Source organism: Cohaesibacter haloalkalitolerans (assembly GCF_003574655.1).
In the GTDB taxonomy this organism is placed as follows: domain Bacteria; phylum Pseudomonadota; class Alphaproteobacteria; order Rhizobiales; family Cohaesibacteraceae; genus Cohaesibacter; species Cohaesibacter haloalkalitolerans.
The window spans coordinates 95,604-110,180 of record NZ_QNUM01000008.1; the positions used below are offsets into that span (position 1 = coordinate 95,604).

General features: G+C 56.9%; 13 protein-coding genes, 1 tRNA gene and 1 pseudogene. 6 read left to right on the forward strand and 9 right to left on the reverse strand.

Translation table 11 applies throughout. The annotated features are described in order from the left end of the window. The first annotated feature begins 11 nt into the window (after nucleotides 1–11). On the forward strand, nucleotides 12–1,205 hold the full coding sequence (gene nspC / locus DSL70_RS18545) for a carboxynorspermidine decarboxylase (protein ID WP_205563338.1): 1,194 nt from the start codon (nucleotides 12–14) through the stop codon (nucleotides 1,203–1,205). 29 nt (nucleotides 1,206–1,234) lie between these two features. Further along, nucleotides 1,235–2,113, forward strand: coding sequence for an agmatinase (gene speB, locus DSL70_RS18550; RefSeq protein WP_119309472.1), 879 nt, complete (start codon nucleotides 1,235–1,237; stop codon nucleotides 2,111–2,113). Nucleotides 2,114–2,220: 107 nt separating this feature from the next. Here speB and DSL70_RS18555 read toward each other — a convergent pair whose 3' ends face one another. Beyond that, nucleotides 2,221–2,871, reverse strand: coding sequence for a hypothetical protein (locus DSL70_RS18555; RefSeq protein WP_162916900.1), 651 nt, complete (start codon nucleotides 2,869–2,871; stop codon nucleotides 2,221–2,223). A 252-nt stretch (nucleotides 2,872–3,123) separates the two neighbouring features. Here DSL70_RS18555 and DSL70_RS18560 point away from each other — a divergent pair, with 252 nt between their 5' ends. Beyond that, the gene (locus DSL70_RS18560; protein WP_119309474.1) at nucleotides 3,124–3,540 is read left to right on the forward strand and encodes a GNAT family N-acetyltransferase; all 417 of its coding nucleotides are present in this window, start codon (nucleotides 3,124–3,126) and stop codon (nucleotides 3,538–3,540) included. 31 nt (nucleotides 3,541–3,571) lie between these two features. Here the strand turns inward: DSL70_RS18560 and ybaK are convergent, their stop codons facing one another. The 4 genes from ybaK to DSL70_RS18580 form a co-directional block, all read right to left on the reverse strand. Continuing rightward, nucleotides 3,572–4,045 (reverse strand): Cys-tRNA(Pro) deacylase, encoded by a 474-nt coding sequence (gene ybaK / locus DSL70_RS18565; protein WP_119309475.1) that lies wholly within the window; start codon nucleotides 4,043–4,045, stop codon nucleotides 3,572–3,574. A gap of 100 nt (nucleotides 4,046–4,145) precedes the next feature. Continuing rightward, nucleotides 4,146–4,577, reverse strand: a complete 432-nt coding sequence (locus DSL70_RS18570) for a deoxycytidylate deaminase (protein ID WP_119309476.1) — start codon at nucleotides 4,575–4,577, stop codon at nucleotides 4,146–4,148. Between the two features lie 177 nt (nucleotides 4,578–4,754). Then, nucleotides 4,755–4,830 (reverse strand) — tRNA-Glu (locus DSL70_RS18575). A gap of 324 nt (nucleotides 4,831–5,154) precedes the next feature. Continuing rightward, nucleotides 5,155–5,697 (reverse strand): winged helix DNA-binding protein, encoded by a 543-nt coding sequence (locus DSL70_RS18580; protein WP_245418278.1) that lies wholly within the window; start codon nucleotides 5,695–5,697, stop codon nucleotides 5,155–5,157. A 222-nt stretch (nucleotides 5,698–5,919) separates the two neighbouring features. Here DSL70_RS18580 and DSL70_RS18585 point away from each other — a divergent pair, with 222 nt between their 5' ends. Continuing rightward, a complete protein-coding gene (locus DSL70_RS18585) occupies nucleotides 5,920–9,504 on the forward strand; it encodes a hydantoinase B/oxoprolinase family protein (RefSeq protein WP_119309477.1) in 3,585 nt (1,194 codons plus the stop codon). 276 nt (nucleotides 9,505–9,780) lie between these two features. Here the strand turns inward: DSL70_RS18585 and DSL70_RS18590 are convergent, their stop codons facing one another. Continuing rightward, nucleotides 9,781–10,422 (reverse strand): alpha-hydroxy-acid oxidizing protein, encoded by a 642-nt coding sequence (locus DSL70_RS18590; protein ID WP_119309478.1) that lies wholly within the window; start codon nucleotides 10,420–10,422, stop codon nucleotides 9,781–9,783. A gap of 3 nt (nucleotides 10,423–10,425) precedes the next feature. Then, the gene (locus tag DSL70_RS22330) at nucleotides 10,426–10,665 is read right to left on the reverse strand and encodes a cupin domain-containing protein (protein WP_162916902.1); all 240 of its coding nucleotides are present in this window, start codon (nucleotides 10,663–10,665) and stop codon (nucleotides 10,426–10,428) included. A 121-nt stretch (nucleotides 10,666–10,786) separates the two neighbouring features. On the opposite strand from DSL70_RS22330, the gene DSL70_RS18600 reads away from it, so the two are divergent. Further along, nucleotides 10,787–11,278 carry a TRAP transporter substrate-binding protein gene (locus DSL70_RS18600; RefSeq protein WP_162916903.1) on the forward strand — a complete coding sequence of 164 codons (492 nt, stop codon included), beginning with the start codon at nucleotides 10,787–10,789 and terminating at the stop codon, nucleotides 11,276–11,278. Nucleotides 11,279–11,339: 61 nt separating this feature from the next. Continuing rightward, nucleotides 11,340–11,582: pseudogene (locus DSL70_RS22905) on the forward strand (FAD-linked oxidase C-terminal domain-containing protein); the annotation flags it as partial. 93 nt (nucleotides 11,583–11,675) lie between these two features. On the opposite strand, the gene DSL70_RS18610 reads toward DSL70_RS22905, so the two are convergent. Continuing rightward, nucleotides 11,676–12,887 carry a M20/M25/M40 family metallo-hydrolase gene (locus DSL70_RS18610; RefSeq protein WP_119309482.1) on the reverse strand — a complete coding sequence of 404 codons (1,212 nt, stop codon included), beginning with the start codon at nucleotides 12,885–12,887 and terminating at the stop codon, nucleotides 11,676–11,678. 433 nt (nucleotides 12,888–13,320) lie between these two features. Further along, on the reverse strand, nucleotides 13,321–14,343 hold the full coding sequence (locus DSL70_RS18615) for a TRAP transporter substrate-binding protein (protein ID WP_119309483.1): 1,023 nt from the start codon (nucleotides 14,341–14,343) through the stop codon (nucleotides 13,321–13,323). Between the last annotated feature and the right edge of the window lie 234 nt (nucleotides 14,344–14,577).

Below are 14,577 nucleotides of genomic sequence, written 5' to 3' on the forward strand. Positions count from 1 at the left end.
GAAAAACCGAAATGACCGATGCGCCAGTTATGGAAACGCAGGCAGGCGATGCCGGCGCTTTCGCGACCTTTGATCTTTCGCGCGTTCCTTCCCCCTGCTTTGTGATCGACAAGGCGGCCATCCGCCGCAATCTGAGCATTCTTGCCAAGGTGGGAGAAGAAGCCGACGTCAAGGTTCTGCTGGCACTCAAGGCTTTCTCCTGCTGGGCGTTGAGCGATCTGGTCGGCAATTACCTGAACGGCACCTGCGCCTCCGGCCTCTGGGAGGCAAAGCTGGCACGGGAACAGTTCTCCGGCGAGCTGGCCACCTATTCGGCAGGCTTCAAGGAAGACGAGATGCCCGAGATCCTCGAGCTGTCGGATCATCTCATCTTCAACAATCCGGCCCAGTTCGAGCGCTTTTCAAGCTATATCAAGGCCGCTCGCAAGTGGGGTCATGCGCCTGATTTCGGGCTTCGGATCAACCCTGAACATTCCGAGGGCCATATCGCCAAATATGACCCCTGCGCCATCGGATCACGCCTAGGCACCCCGATCAGCCAGCTCAACGAAGAGGACCTTGCGCCCTTCTCCGGCATTCACATGCATACCCTGTGCGAACAGGATTTCACGCCTTTGAAGCGAACCTTCGAGGCCGTGGAAGATCGCCTTGGCCCCTGGCTCAAGAAGCTCAAATGGCTCAACTTCGGCGGCGGGCACCACATCACCCGCGCAGATTATCAGCGCGACGAACTGGTGGCCTTCCTCAGGGATATCAAGGCCAAATATGATGTCGAGATCTATCTCGAACCGGGCGAAGCCGTGGCGCTGGACGCTGGCATTCTGGTTGGCGAGGTGCTTGATGTCGCCCATAACGGCAACACAAACCTTGCCATCATGGACATTTCGGCAACCTGCCACATGCCCGACGTCATCGAGGCTCCCTATCGTCCGGCTCTGCTTGACGAACCGGAAACCGGCCTTGTCTATCGCCTTGGCGGCCCGTCCTGTCTGGCAGGCGATGTCATCGGCGATTACAAATTCGGCAAGACCCCGGAAATCGGGCAGCGCATCGCCTTCCTTGATCAGGCACACTATTCCATGGTCAAGACCAACACCTTCAATGGGGTGCGTCTTCCAGCCATCGCCATCTGGGACTCCGAGACCGACAAGCTCGACGTGATCCGCGAGTTTTCCTATTCTGACTTCCGCAACCGCCTCTCCTGAGAAGAGACGTGTAACCCTGGACAAAGACCATGCTTGATCTGACCTATCCCGCCTTTCTGGAATCGGAATTGACAGAAGACGAAAGCAATCCGCAAAAGGCCCTGTTTGAAGTCATTCCCTGCCCGCTGGAAAAAACGGTCTCCTATGGTGCCGGAACGTCGGCAGGCCCGCTGGCGCTGCTGGAAGCCAGTCAGGAATTGGAGCGCTATGACGGCAAGGGCTTCCCGATCAAGAAGGGCATCTATACGTCGCCCGTGATCAATTGCGACCAGCCCATCGAGGCCGTCATCAAGGATCTGCGCGCCCGCACCACAGCCAGTGTCAAGGCCGGCCGCATTCCGGTGACCCTGGGCGGCGAGCACAGTCTTTCCTATGGAGCCATCATGGGGGTGGTGGACGCCCTTGATGCCCCGGTCGGCATCATCCAGATCGACGCCCACGCAGACCTGCGCGTCGCCTATCAGGGCCAGAAGCATTCCCATGCCTCGGTCATGCATCTCTGCGCGGTGGAGCGTCGCCTGCCGCTGATGCAGTTCGGCATCCGCGCCCTCTGCATCGAGGAACACGAAAGCCGCATGAACGAAGCACATATTTCTTTCGTTGATGCAGAAAAGCTGGTTACGGAACGGCTGATGGCGGTCGATCTGCCGGAAGATTTCCCCGAGCATGTCTATGTGACCTTCGACGTCGACGGCCTCGACCCGTCGATCATGCCAGCAACCGGCACCCCGGTTCCCGGCGGTCTCAGCTACTACCAGAGCCTTCAGCTCATTGCCCATGCCCTCAAGGGCCGCAAATGTGTCGGGATGGATGTGGTGGAACTGGCCCCGATCGAAGGCCAGTGGGCCTGGGACTTCACCGCCGCCAACCTGACCTATCGCCTGATGGGCCTTGTCAGCGGCCACTGATCGGCTGAACCCGGGAACGGGATCAGATCAGAAACGAGCCGGAACCGGTGTCACAATGCCCTGCCAGAAATATGAAAACGCCCCATCACATGATGAGGCGTTTTTGTTTACCAGATCGCCAGATTACTCAGCATCTTCTCGCTCTTGTTGACCAGACGCGAGAAGTAGCCACCGTCTTTCGGGCTGCGCCGCTCTGCGTCCGCCACGCTCTGCCCACCCGAGGGAAGCGGTGCCAGCGGCTCGCTTTTCACGACGCTTTTGTCCTTGGAAGCCGAAATTGCCGCTTCCGGCGAAATCTGTTCCTGAGGCAGCAAAGCCTGAGAGGAGGCCGGTACCGGCAGGCTTGTGGTGCCAGTCAGATCAACCGCGGCAGAGTGTGGCTCACCGGCCTTTGCGTCCTGCGTGGCTGACGGCTCGAAGCCGGCCTTGAGCATGGTTGCCTGCATGCCATCAAGGCGCCGGGAAAGCATATCCACCTTGGCAACCAGCTTGGCATTGTCCTTGCGCTGAGCTTCGAGGTCCGTTGCCAGCCGTGTCAGCTCGCTGAGCAACGCCCGGGTACTGACCGTATCATGCCAGTCTTCATCCATCGGCTCGCCCGTTGCCTCATGCGGGGCATCGCCCACCGTCACGGCGCCGGTCTCGGTCGTTGTCTGTGCCGCAACGTCCTTCTTGGTCGATTGCGCCCATACCGGTTGTGCAACAGACAGCAGAAGCAAGGACGCAAATACCGCCCGGCATGCCCTCAAACGCTTCATTCCAAATCCGATATGGCAAACCATCGTTTCAAACCCCTCTCAACATCGTTCGGCTTCTGAAGAAAGCAAACCTCTCTAGGAGCCCATCACAACACTTGATCTGTGGCGATATTGTGGGCATCTCCATCGCGGGCTTTGAATCGCCCCTTCACTTAAGCTATCGGTTTGTTACACCGCCCATAGTCCGCTCCGCCAGTTGCAGGATGGTTCACCCCGTTTCGTCACGGCCAACCCCATCAGGGAAATCGTCAAATGGATACCAACCGCTATCGTCTGGAAACCCGGACCCCGCCCCTTGCAGACTTTCTGCGCCTGAGGGAAATCACCGGTCTTACTGTCTATTCAGAGGAAGCGGCACAGGCAGGCCTGAAGGGAACCGTCGCTGCCGCGACCATCTACCACGACGACGATGTGGTTGGCATCGGGCGGCTGGTCGGTGACGGTGGCTGCGTGTTTGTCATTTGCGACATCGCCGTCGACCCTGCCCATCAGGGCAATGGCTTGGGCAAAGCCATCATGGCAAGCCTGATGGACTATGTGAACCGGAACCTGAAGTCGAAGGCCTATGTCTCCATCATCGCCGACATTCCGGCCAACAGGCTCTATGAGCAATTCGGCTTTGAGGAAACGGCACCCGAATCCGTCGGCATGGCCTACAGGGTTTCCTGAGGGCCTATGGTGGCAAGAGGATCCTGCCCGTCTAGCGGATCAGATCGGCGACCACGCAGCCCATGAAATCGACGAGCGCCTTTGGCTCGATGCGGATCTGCAAGCCGCGCTGGCCGCCATTGATATGAATGAGCGGCTTGTCCATGGCGCTTTCATCCAGCACCGTGGGCACCCGCTTGCGTTGGCCAAGCGGGCTGATGCCGCCCACCTTGTAGCCTGTAATCCGCTCGGCATTGACGGGTGGCATCATGGCAGCGTGTTTGCCGCCAAAGGCCTTGGCCAGCTTCTTCATGTTGACCTCGCAATCGGACGGCACCACCGCGCAAACAGGCTTGCCATCAAGCTCGATCATCAAGGATTTGAACACCTCGGCCGGATCCGCCCCAATCGCCTCGGCCGCCTGCAACCCGACCCGATCCGCATCGGGGTCATACTCATAATGCAAAAGCGAAAAGTCCACCTTGCCCTTCTTGAGGGCCAGTGTTGCGGGCGTACTGTCGGACATGGGAATTCCTTGGATGCATGAAAGGCGCAAATGCGCCATCCGTTTTAAGCGGACAGGCTGGGAGATGCAAGAGACCAGATCATGGCATCATGCTGGCGCTTTACCCCACCACCTCAAACTCAATACCGCAATCAGTGAGGATCTCCTCGCTGCGGGTTGTGTCAAAGCGCCCCTGAATGCCGTCATTGTGACGCCAGACGACTTTGGCGACCTGATGGGCGGCGAGGAACTTCGTGCATTCCTTGCAGGGTGGGTGAGTGACATAGACGATGCAGCCCTTGGCAGGCTCCTTCATGGCGGCTAGGGCGTTCATCTCGGCATGGATGACGCGATCATATTTTTCCTCGCGTGTGTCCCACCATTCGCCACGGTCCTCCATCGAGCGGGGGAAACCGTTATAGCCGACAGCGGCAAAGCTCTTGTCCGGGCGCACGATGACACACCCCACCTTGGTGGATGGATCACGGCTGCGTCTGGCAACGGCATCGGCGCACTCAAGCACCCATTCATCGAAACCGGGTCTGGAAGACATCTGCCCCTCTTGAAAATCAACAATAAAAATCCGCAAGTGACGAGAAAAACTTGCGACGCATGACAAGGAAAAGCAAGGGGGCAAGCCGCAAAGTCTCGCCGAAACACCTCAAAATACCCCAAAAAGGCAGAGCAATCCTGCCCTGACTCATTGATAACAAACTGTCGGACTGAGGTTTGGTACGCCCTACGGGGTTCGAACCCGTGTTGCCGCCGTGAGAGGGCGGCGTCCTAGACCACTAGACGAAGGGCGCCTCTGATGCTTCCAAACGCGAAAGAGACAGCCAGAGGCTGGCAACTCCTCACATTATGAAGCTTTTGTGATGTCCGGCACGTTAAACCCGCGCGCTCTGTGTTTCAAACGAAAAAGCATGAGAAACCAGAGATTTAAACAACAATACGAACGACAGGCGGGTGTCGGCCCCTTTTCCCTGACCTTCGCCCCGCATGACACAGCAGACTTTACAGGAACAGGCCTCCTCCCGATTGCACCGATAGGAAAGCGTCATGAGCGAGCAGGCTCACATGAGACTTGAGGGACATGAATTAGGCAGCTTCGAAAAAGACAGGCGTTCACCTCACATCGCAGCGGCGGCTCGTGCGGCCTGATCATAGTTGCCAGAGACCATGCGCAGTGTTGTGGCCACCTGCGACAGTTCGCTTTCATCAAGCCCGAGCGCTTTCAACGGCTTGATCAGCAGAGCTTCGCGCAATCTCTTATATTCAATGCAAGCTGCTTCTCCGGCGGGGGTGATTTCGGCAATCTTCTCCTTGCCCCTTTTGCCAGAAGCAACCAGACCGGCATTTTCGAGCTTTTTCAATGCATAAGCAACTGTGTGTGTGTCTTCCACATTCAGCACCAGACATATATCGGACAGGGTTTTTGCGCGCCCCCGATGGTTCACGCTATGCAGCACGATGACATCAAGCGGCCCCAGACCCTCGGAGCCACTGGCCGCCATACAGCGCTCAATCCAGCGATGATAGGCATTGACAATCATCGTGAGCGCAAATTCCAGCTCCGAAAGAGCTGGCATGGGCCCTGACGCCAAATGCGAGGCCGCAACAACAGGGCCGATTTGCTTCTCCGTGTCATCCATGCTCGTGCCATCCATACTCATGGGTTCCCTTCCTGCCCCGTTGCGGTCATCGCATCAGTTTGCACCAAAGCTGTTCGCATTGCATCAAGCAACCAACAGGGTCTTGCAAATGACTTGACCTGACCACGCTTCCGTATATAGATTTTATCGATAAAATGTAGACAAATTATCAAAATAAAGCAATCACAGACCACTTATTCCTTCCTGAACAACAGTGGTCGGCCATAAACCAGAGGTATTGAAATGTCAGAAAAGTGGGATTTTTGGATTGATCGGGGCGGCACCTTCACAGACGTTGTCGGTCGGGCGCCAGACGGCAGTTTGCATCCGCACAAGCTTTTATCGGAAAATCCGGAAGCCTACCGCGACGCCGCCATTCAGGGCATCCGCGATCTGTTGGGCGTGAAAACCGGAGCACCGATTCCCTCCGAGAAAATCGATTCGGTGAAAATGGGCACGACCGTTGCCACCAATGCCCTGTTGGAACGCAAAGGCGAGCCGACAGCCCTGTTCATCACCCGGGGTTTTCGCGATGCCCTCGCAATCGGCTATCAGGCACGCCCGGAGATCTTTGCCAAGGAAATCATCAAGCCCGAACTCCTGTATCACGATGTCCATGAGATCGTAGAACGCATAAAGGCGGATGGTTCGGTGGAGACGCCACTCGACATGGAGAGCGCCCGGTCCAGCATGCAATCGACCTTTGACGCGGGTATCCGCAGCGTGGCCATCGTCCTCATGCATGCCTATGCCTTTCCTCAGCATGAACTGCTGCTGGAAGAACTGGCTCGTGAGATCGGTTTTGCACAAATCTCGGTTTCCCATAAGGTTTCCCCGCTGATGAAGCTGGTGGGACGAGGCGACACCACTGTTGTGGACGCCTATCTCTCGCCCATTCTGCGCCGCTATGTCGAGCAGGTGCAGCAGGAACTGGGCGACGGGCCGCGCCTGATGTTCATGCAGTCGTCCGGTGGATTGACTGCTGCCAATCTGTTTCAGGGCAAGGATGCCATTCTTTCCGGCCCCGCAGGTGGGGTTGTCGGCGCGGTCGAGACCGCCCGCATGGCAGGCTTTGAGAAAATCATCGGCTTCGACATGGGCGGAACATCCACCGATGTCTGCCATTTTGATGGTGAGTATGAACGCGCCTTCGAAACAGAGGTTGCAGGTGTTCGCATGCGTGCGCCGATGATGATGATCCATACGGTGGCCGCCGGTGGTGGCTCCATCCTTCATTACAAGGACGAACGGTTTCAGGTCGGTCCCGATTCCGCGGGTGCTAATCCCGGTCCGGCCTGCTATCGGCGTGGCGGTCCGCTGACTGTCACCGATGCCAATCTGATGACCGGCAAACTGGCAACCGATTTCTTCCCCCGGATCTTCGGCCCCAATCAGGACCAGCCTCTGGACGATGCCATCGTGCGGGAGAAATTTGCTGCTCTGGCAAAAGACATTGGCGGCGGACGCAGCCCGGAAGATGTCGCAGATGGCTTTCTCAAGATCGCCGTCGAAAATATGGCCAATGCCATCAAGAAGATTTCCGTTCAACGCGGCTATGACGTCACCTCCTATGCCCTCGTCTGCTTTGGTGGCGCGGGCGGACAGACCGGCTGTCGCGTGGCCGATAGCCTTGGCATGAAGACCGTGGTGCTGCATCCCTTCTCGGGCATTCTCTCAGCCTATGGCATGGGGCTCGCCGATATTCGAGCCGACCGCCAGCAATCCGTGGTCAAACGGCTGGAAGAGAGCCTCATTCCAGACCTTGAAGTTCTGAGAGATGGCCTTGCGCAGCAGACCGAGCAGGAATTGGAACGACAGGCCGTGCCAGCTGACAAGCGCCAGACGCGCACGACCGTGCATCTGCGCTATGAGGGCTCCGACACCACCTTGCCAATTCATTTCGGCACCGTATCCGAGATGAAAGCTGCCTTTGAACGGGCGCACAAGGCCCAGTTCGGCTTTGCCTATTCCGACAAGGCGATCGTCGCCGAAACACTGGATGTGGAAACCACCGGCGGCGGGGCGGGCCTTGTCGAACCGGACCTGACCCTTGCCAGCGGCACCCCGGAGGCCGCGGCGGCAACGCGCATCTACGCTGAAGGCAACTGGCACAACACCGGCATTTATAAACGCGATACGCTCAAACCCGGTATGGCCGTGAATGGCCCGGCGATCATTGTGGAATCCCACGCGACAATCGTCGTGGAAGACGGATGGCAGGCCCGGCTCAATGCCAAGAACCATGTGGTCCTCAGCCGCATTGTGCCACTGCAAAGAGACAAGGCCATCGGTACCCAAGCCGATCCTGTCATGCTGGAAGTCTTCAACAATCTGTTCATGTCAATCGCGGAACAGATGGGCGTGACCCTGCAAAAAACCGCCTATTCGGTCAATATCAAGGAACGGCTCGATTTCTCCTGCGCCATCTTTGACGCCAGGGGCGCTCTGGTTGCCAACGCGCCGCACATGCCGGTGCATCTGGGTTCCATGGGCCGATCTGTTGAGACCGTCATCAAGCTCAATGAGGGCAACATCAAACCCGGCGATGCCTTCGCCCTCAATGCGCCCTACAATGGCGGCACCCATTTGCCTGACATTACCGTTGTAACACCGGTGTTCGATGACAAGGGCGAAAACATCCTGTTCTGGGCCGCTTCGCGCGGACACCATGCCGATGTCGGCGGCACCGCCCCTGGTTCCATGACACCACTCGCCACCACCGTGGACGAAGAAGGCGTGTTGTTTGACAATTTCAAGATTGTCGATCAGGGCCATTTCCGCGAGGAAGCCTTGCGAGAACTTTTGACAGATCACGCCTACCCGGCCAGAAACCCGCACCAGAATATCGCCGACCTTTCCGCCCAGATCGCCGCCAACGAAAAGGGCATTCAGGAAGTGCGGAAAATGGTCGCCAACTTCGGGCTGGATGTGGTTGAGGCCTATATGGGCTATGTTCAGGACAATGCCGAGGAAAGCGTTCGTCGGGTCATTGAGGCGCTCAAGGATTCCGAATGCGAATATCATACGGATCAGGGCTCCGTCATTCACGTGAAAATCACAGTCGACAAGGAGAAACGGGAAGCAACGGTCGACTTCACCGGCACGACGGGCGTCAAGGCCAACAATTTCAATGCGCCGGAACCAGTGACACGGGCGGTGATCCTCTACTGCTTCCGCGTGATGGTCGAAGGCGACATTCCCATGAATGCCGGGTGCCTCAAGCCAATCAACATCATTGTGCCGGAAGGCTGCATGTTGCGGCCGAGCTATCCCGCTGCCGTGGTGGCTGGCAACGTCGAGACCTCGCAGCATGTCACCAATGCGGTGTTCGCGGCATTGGGTGCCATGTCCAATTCTCAAGGCACCATGAACAACCTCACCTTCGGCAATGAGACCTACCAGTATTATGAGACCATCTGCTCGGGTTCTCCTGCTGGGCCGGGCTTTAATGGTACGGATGGTGTGCATACCCATATGACCAACTCCCGCCTCACCGATCCGGAAGTTCTGGAATTCCGCTTCCCGGTTCTGCTGGAAGATTTCCATATCCGCAAAGGCTCTGGTGGCAGGGGCAAATGGTCTGCCGGTGATGGCACCGAGCGAACCTTGCGCTTCCTGAAAAAGATGGATTGCGCCATCCTTTCCTCGCACAGAAGCGTCAAGCCACGCGGCCTTGAAGGCGGCGAGGATGGAGAGCTGGGCTACACCCGGGTCAAAAGGCTCGATGGTACGATTGAAGAGCTGAAGGGCTGCGACCAGACCATACTGGATGCCGGAGAGAGCATTACCGTGGTCACCCCAACGCCAGGCGGCTGGGGCGCTCTTTAGCTCCGTCCCGCCGAGCGATCAATTGACGCGCGAAAGCAAAGCCCGCCCCCGTCATCAGACATGACCGGGGCGGGCGTTTTTTGATCCATTGTCCGGAAGGTGTGTCCCTGATCGCAAGCCTCTCGCGCAGTCCCGGACCAACGACTGCTTGGCTCTCACAAAGGCATCAATCCAGAATACGTCATGGTGATGCTCCCTTATCTCAAAAGCCAGAAGACAACGCAGGCAACACGGCAGAAAAGCCCTGTTAAATCAACCCGATATCATGGGGGTCTGTTATCTGTATCGAAGCGCTTCGGACAGCTCTTCGCCCAAGATTTCAAGAGCCTTGATGACGCCAGTCATGCCCTCCGATGCCAAGGCGTAAATCGGTAGCCTGCCAAGCATCACGGCCTTTGCTCCCTTTTCCTGATAGCGCAAAACATCCAGTCCCCTTCGTATACCGCTATCGGCCATGACGGTGACCCGCACACCCGCATCCCATGCCCGTTTCAGCATCTTTTCGGAATGGGCCAGATCCTGCCACAGATAGATCTGCATCCAAATGTCCAACTCGGGCACAGCAGCAGCAATTTCATCTACACTGCTAAGCGATTGGGTGGAAAGGCAAAAGGGTATTCCATATTTTTGAGCCGCTTTGGCGAGTGCGACTTCCCCGCCCTGATGAACAAGACCTGCCATCGCTGTGGGGGCAATAATGAAGGGAGCCGAAAGCTGCTTTCCAAACAGTTCCGTCCTCAGATCAGGGTCTACCAGGCCGGAAAGGATCCGCGGAGAGATCTCGGCCTCATCAAGGGCCACACGCAGCCGCTTGAGTGACGCCTCCTCACCAACGCCTCGATCAATATAGTCGAACAATCCCCTCGGCAATTTCCTCCGGGCGCTCTTTCGGGCGTCATCATAACTGAGAAAAGACATTGGCTAGGCGCTCATAATCCACATGACTTCAGCATCTTTTTCTCCAACGGATGTCCAGCAATGCTCGCTGCTGGCATCGTAATAGACTGAGTCACCCGGCTCCAGCACCAATGGCTCATAATCTCGGGAGAGAACGACACAGGTGCCAGACAGGACAAACAGACAGATCTCCGTGTCGCTTTTGGGCCAATCCCTGTATTCGACCGTACTGCGAGCGGTGACCCTGGTGCGGATCGGTATCATCCGCTTGTTCTTCAACTCACTGCAAAGCAATGTGTTATCGCAGGAATTGGACGAGTGGGAGCGACCAAAGCCGTTCCGGCTGACGGCACGTCTGCCCGGTGCATAGACAGATCGGCTCGGCGTGAGCAGATCTGTCAACTCCATCGAGAAGCATGTGGCAATCTTCTGGAGTATCGAGATGGTTGGCGGATTGAATGCCGGCCATATCTCGTCATATGCACCAATCGCTTCCGTGCTTGAGCTGCCCTATTCCTTCCCGTCAACGGCAATCGCACGCAAGGTTCTCGACGGCGACTTCGGCAAGAGCCTCTCTGACAAGATCGCAGAAGCGTCGGGCATTCGCATCCTGTCCTACCTGCCTTCGGCATTCCGCAACGTCTCCAGCTCGACCAAGATGATCAAGACCCCGGCCGACATGGTTGGCATGAAAATGCGCACGCAGCAAATTCCAATCCACGTCGAAATGGTCAAGTCTCTGGGCGCCTCCCCAACCCCGATCGCCTGGGCAGAACTCTACAGCCCCCTGCAGACTGGCGTGGTCGACGGACAGGAAACCGCCCCGTATACGATGTTGATGGCCAACCTGCAGGAAGAGCAACATCACTCAGCTTGATGCCGGTGCAGAAGGAACTCTAGGCATCGTCACCGGAGCGGTGCTCCGCCTCGCCCCTCGCATGACCAGCAAGGCCGTTGCATGGCTTGGCTTCGACGATATCAATTCCGCCCTGCAAGTGGCCAGTTTGGTTCGATCAACGTTTGGTGCCGATGTTGAAGCGTTGGAACAGGTTGATGATGGCGAGATCAACTGCGTGCTTCAGAACATGACCGAAGTTCGCATGCCCCTCTCCGCAGTACCGGCCTATTCGCTGATCATCGAGATCGCCACGCCGCGCCCGACGGACAATCTCAATGAGCAATTGGAAGAGGTTCTTGTTCCTCCGATGGAAGAAGGCCTGATCAGCGACGCAGTGATTGCCCTGTCGACAAGACGAGGTGGGTTCCCAATGCCCCTAACCTTCGAAAAGCCCAGCAGTTGCAACGACAGCAAGAAGCCCTGCGGTCAGCCCACGCACGCTCTCTGTCGGCTCCACGTCGATCCACTCATCAAGGCGATGAGCATTGCCACCAGACCCACCATGACCGAACTTGACAGCCGGAATGCCAAGTGACATCGGGATATTGGCATCCGTAGAGGAGGCGGACAGGTCCGGCTGATAGCCCAAAATGGTCAAGGCTTCGCAGCAGGCCCTGACAATATCAGAATTCTTGTCTGTGGCCCCGGCAGGGCGATTGCCGATCTGCTCGACATCTGCAGAAATTTCGCCGGACGCTGTGTTTCCGCGGCCATTTTCATAGGCAACGGCATCCCTGATCAATTGGCGAACATCATCATTTAGCTGCTTCAGAACATCCGCATCCTCAGATCGCAGGTCAATTTCGACCCAAACGGCTTCCGGAATGGCGTTGACTGACGTCCCTCCGCTGAAAACGCTGGCACAATAGGAGCTGCGAGGATCGCTCGGGGCTTCCAATCTGGACATTCCAACGAGGAAATGGCCAAGGGCATAAGCCGGGTTGACTGTGCCGAACGCACCAAGGCTGTGGCCACCGGGGCCCCTGAACGTGATGCGATAGCGGGATGACCCGACAGCACCTATCGTCAGGTCCTGCGGCTCGATGCCGTCAAAGGTGAAAAAGCAACCGATCTTGTCCTTATAGGCGCTTTTAGTGAAAAGATGCCGGGTTCCGCGCAAATCTCCCAGCCCCTCTTCCCCTACGTTGCCGACGAAAAGAATATCCTGTTCGGTTTCGATGCCCGCCGCATCAAGGGCACGAATGAAAGCGAGCAAAGTGGCAAGGCCTCGGGTGTCATCGCCAATTCCGGGCGCCATCAGCTTTGTGCCCTCGCGCTTCACCGTCACATCGGTTCCTTCCGGAAAGACCGTATCAAGATGCGCAGCGACCACCACAAGGGCACCGTTTCCCATTCCACGGCGCAGACCGGTGACGTTATTGACTTCGTCCCGGGCGACGTCTTCCAGACCGAGAGCTCTAAACATCGCCTCATAAGCTTCACTGCGCCTCTCTTCCTTGAAGGGAGGAGCCGGGATTTCCGTCAGAGTAATGATATCATTTACGAAACGGTCGTGATCCGAAGCGAGAGTTTCGGCTGCCTTGTTGAATTTTTCACTTGCGCGAATGGTTGTAACATTCCTGGTCATGGCACTACTCTTTTCAAATCAAGCTCATCAGCGAGTGACGGGCATCCCCGGCTTTCACTACGGTATTAAAGCGTCCATTTCCAAGATTTTCGACCCCGCGCCTCTGTCAAGCGACGATTTTACACTTGATGTTCAACAAAACGCCCTTCCATGCATAAAATCCCGATCGCAAGCCAGCCAGACGCAAGAATTTTGAGCGCCATCCCTGAAGGAAGTGGCTCGGAAAATCTGAATTGGTTCTACGCGTGGATTGTTGACCCAAGCCCTTGATGGGCCTTTGATGGGCCCTCAAGAAGACATCGCCGAGAGAGATAGACCGCTGAAAGCGTTCGGCCAAAAACCTGAATCACAGTTTTGGTCGAACGCCGCGCGCCTTATGAACGTTGCTTGTGATTTGTCTTTATCTGGTGCCCCAGAGTCGCAGCCAGATGCATCACTTGGAAGGTTTCGCAGTCTGCATCTTGGCCAATGCCCCCGCAGCGTCAAATCCCTGTGCGCTCACTTCTTCGACCCATGCCTTTTCCAGCGGAGCCGCAACGGACAGGAGTTGGTCGAGCACCGCGCCATCTGCCGGATAAACATTGATGCCTGCCTTACCGGTCGCTTCAAAGCCCTCCGCATCTTTCTCGTCCCATGCCTTGCCGACCAGTTCCGAGAAGGCCAGACCGGAAACGGACATGATTGCCTTCTGATCTTCCGGGGAGATGCCGTCCCATTTGGCCTGATTCATGACAAGGAACCAGGAGGTATTGTAAAGCCCGCCGCTGACGGTCATCACGTCAGTGAGATGCTTTTCGAGCTTGAAGGCCAGAAGCGAATCCAGCGGCATACAAACACCGTCGATCACGCCGCGCGTCAGCTTTTCATAAACCTCGCCCGAAGACATGAACAGCGTTGTGGCGCCCATACCCTTCAGCAGGTCGGCAGGGTAGCCCCCCGGTGTCCGCACTTTGAAGCCTGCGAAATCGCTCGCTGCCTTGAAATGCCTGTCCTTGGACAGAAGCGCACCCGGGCCGTGGGTGAAAAGACCAAGGATATGCGTACCTTCGTGTTCGGCGGCGGCGTCGAGGTCTTCGGTGTATACCGTCCAGAAATTCTTCGACACGCTCACGGCATCATTGCCAAGAAAAGAGAACTGACCAACGCGCGACCGCAGGAACCGGCCATCGTTTACGAAGCTATGCAGACCATAGGTGATATCGGCGACGCCATCTCGTGCCATGTCGTAATGCGCAGGTGGTGCACCGAGCGGTTTGGCCAGCACGCGGATGGTCACCCGGCCCTCGGTGACCTCTTCGACCTGCTTTGCCCAAGGCTTGATCGCCCCCTCGACAAGCTGATGGCGCGGCGGTAGCCAGCTTGACAGGACAAGTTCCGTTGCTGCGAAAGCTGGCATCGCTGTCAGCGTAGCGACAAAACCCACGCCTGCAAGAATAGTGCGTTTAAAGATGTTCATGTCTGTTCCTCCCAAATTGTCAGTTGGGAAGCCCTGTGTTGACGAGTTTCCTCTCCTCGCCCACACGCAACATGCTCCCCACGTATTTATACTTAACATGTTAAATTTAATGGAGGCAAGTTCGACCTTCGCGTGAGAGGGTTGGCATTTGGAAAAGCGATCAAAGCTGCAAAAACACCAAGGAATGAGAGAGAGAAACAGGCGACGCCATCCCTCAACGGCGCGGTCGCCAAG

What these genes read in the sequence shown, in the direction of transcription:
- nspC (WP_205563338.1), top strand. Translation starts at nt 12, where the DNA reads ATGACCGATGCGCCAGTTATGGAAACGCAGGCAGGCGATGCCGGCGCT.
- DSL70_RS18610 (WP_119309482.1), bottom strand. Translation starts at nt 12,887, where the DNA reads ATGACCAGGAATGTTACAACCATTCGCGCAAGTGAAAAATTCAACAAG.
- DSL70_RS18555 (WP_162916900.1), bottom strand. Translation starts at nt 2,871, where the DNA reads ATGAAGCGTTTGAGGGCATGCCGGGCGGTATTTGCGTCCTTGCTTCTG.
- speB (WP_119309472.1), top strand. Translation starts at nt 1,235, where the DNA reads ATGCTTGATCTGACCTATCCCGCCTTTCTGGAATCGGAATTGACAGAA.
- DSL70_RS18585 (WP_119309477.1), top strand. Translation starts at nt 5,920, where the DNA reads ATGTCAGAAAAGTGGGATTTTTGGATTGATCGGGGCGGCACCTTCACA.
- DSL70_RS18570 (WP_119309476.1), bottom strand. Translation starts at nt 4,577, where the DNA reads ATGTCTTCCAGACCCGGTTTCGATGAATGGGTGCTTGAGTGCGCCGAT.
- DSL70_RS18560 (WP_119309474.1), top strand. Translation starts at nt 3,124, where the DNA reads ATGGATACCAACCGCTATCGTCTGGAAACCCGGACCCCGCCCCTTGCA.
- DSL70_RS18590 (WP_119309478.1), bottom strand. Translation starts at nt 10,422, where the DNA reads ATGTCTTTTCTCAGTTATGATGACGCCCGAAAGAGCGCCCGGAGGAAA.
- ybaK (WP_119309475.1), bottom strand. Translation starts at nt 4,045, where the DNA reads ATGTCCGACAGTACGCCCGCAACACTGGCCCTCAAGAAGGGCAAGGTG.
- DSL70_RS22330 (WP_162916902.1), bottom strand. Translation starts at nt 10,665, where the DNA reads ATGATACCGATCCGCACCAGGGTCACCGCTCGCAGTACGGTCGAATAC.
- DSL70_RS18580 (WP_245418278.1), bottom strand. Translation starts at nt 5,697, where the DNA reads ATGAGTATGGATGGCACGAGCATGGATGACACGGAGAAGCAAATCGGC.
- DSL70_RS18615 (WP_119309483.1), bottom strand. Translation starts at nt 14,343, where the DNA reads ATGAACATCTTTAAACGCACTATTCTTGCAGGCGTGGGTTTTGTCGCT.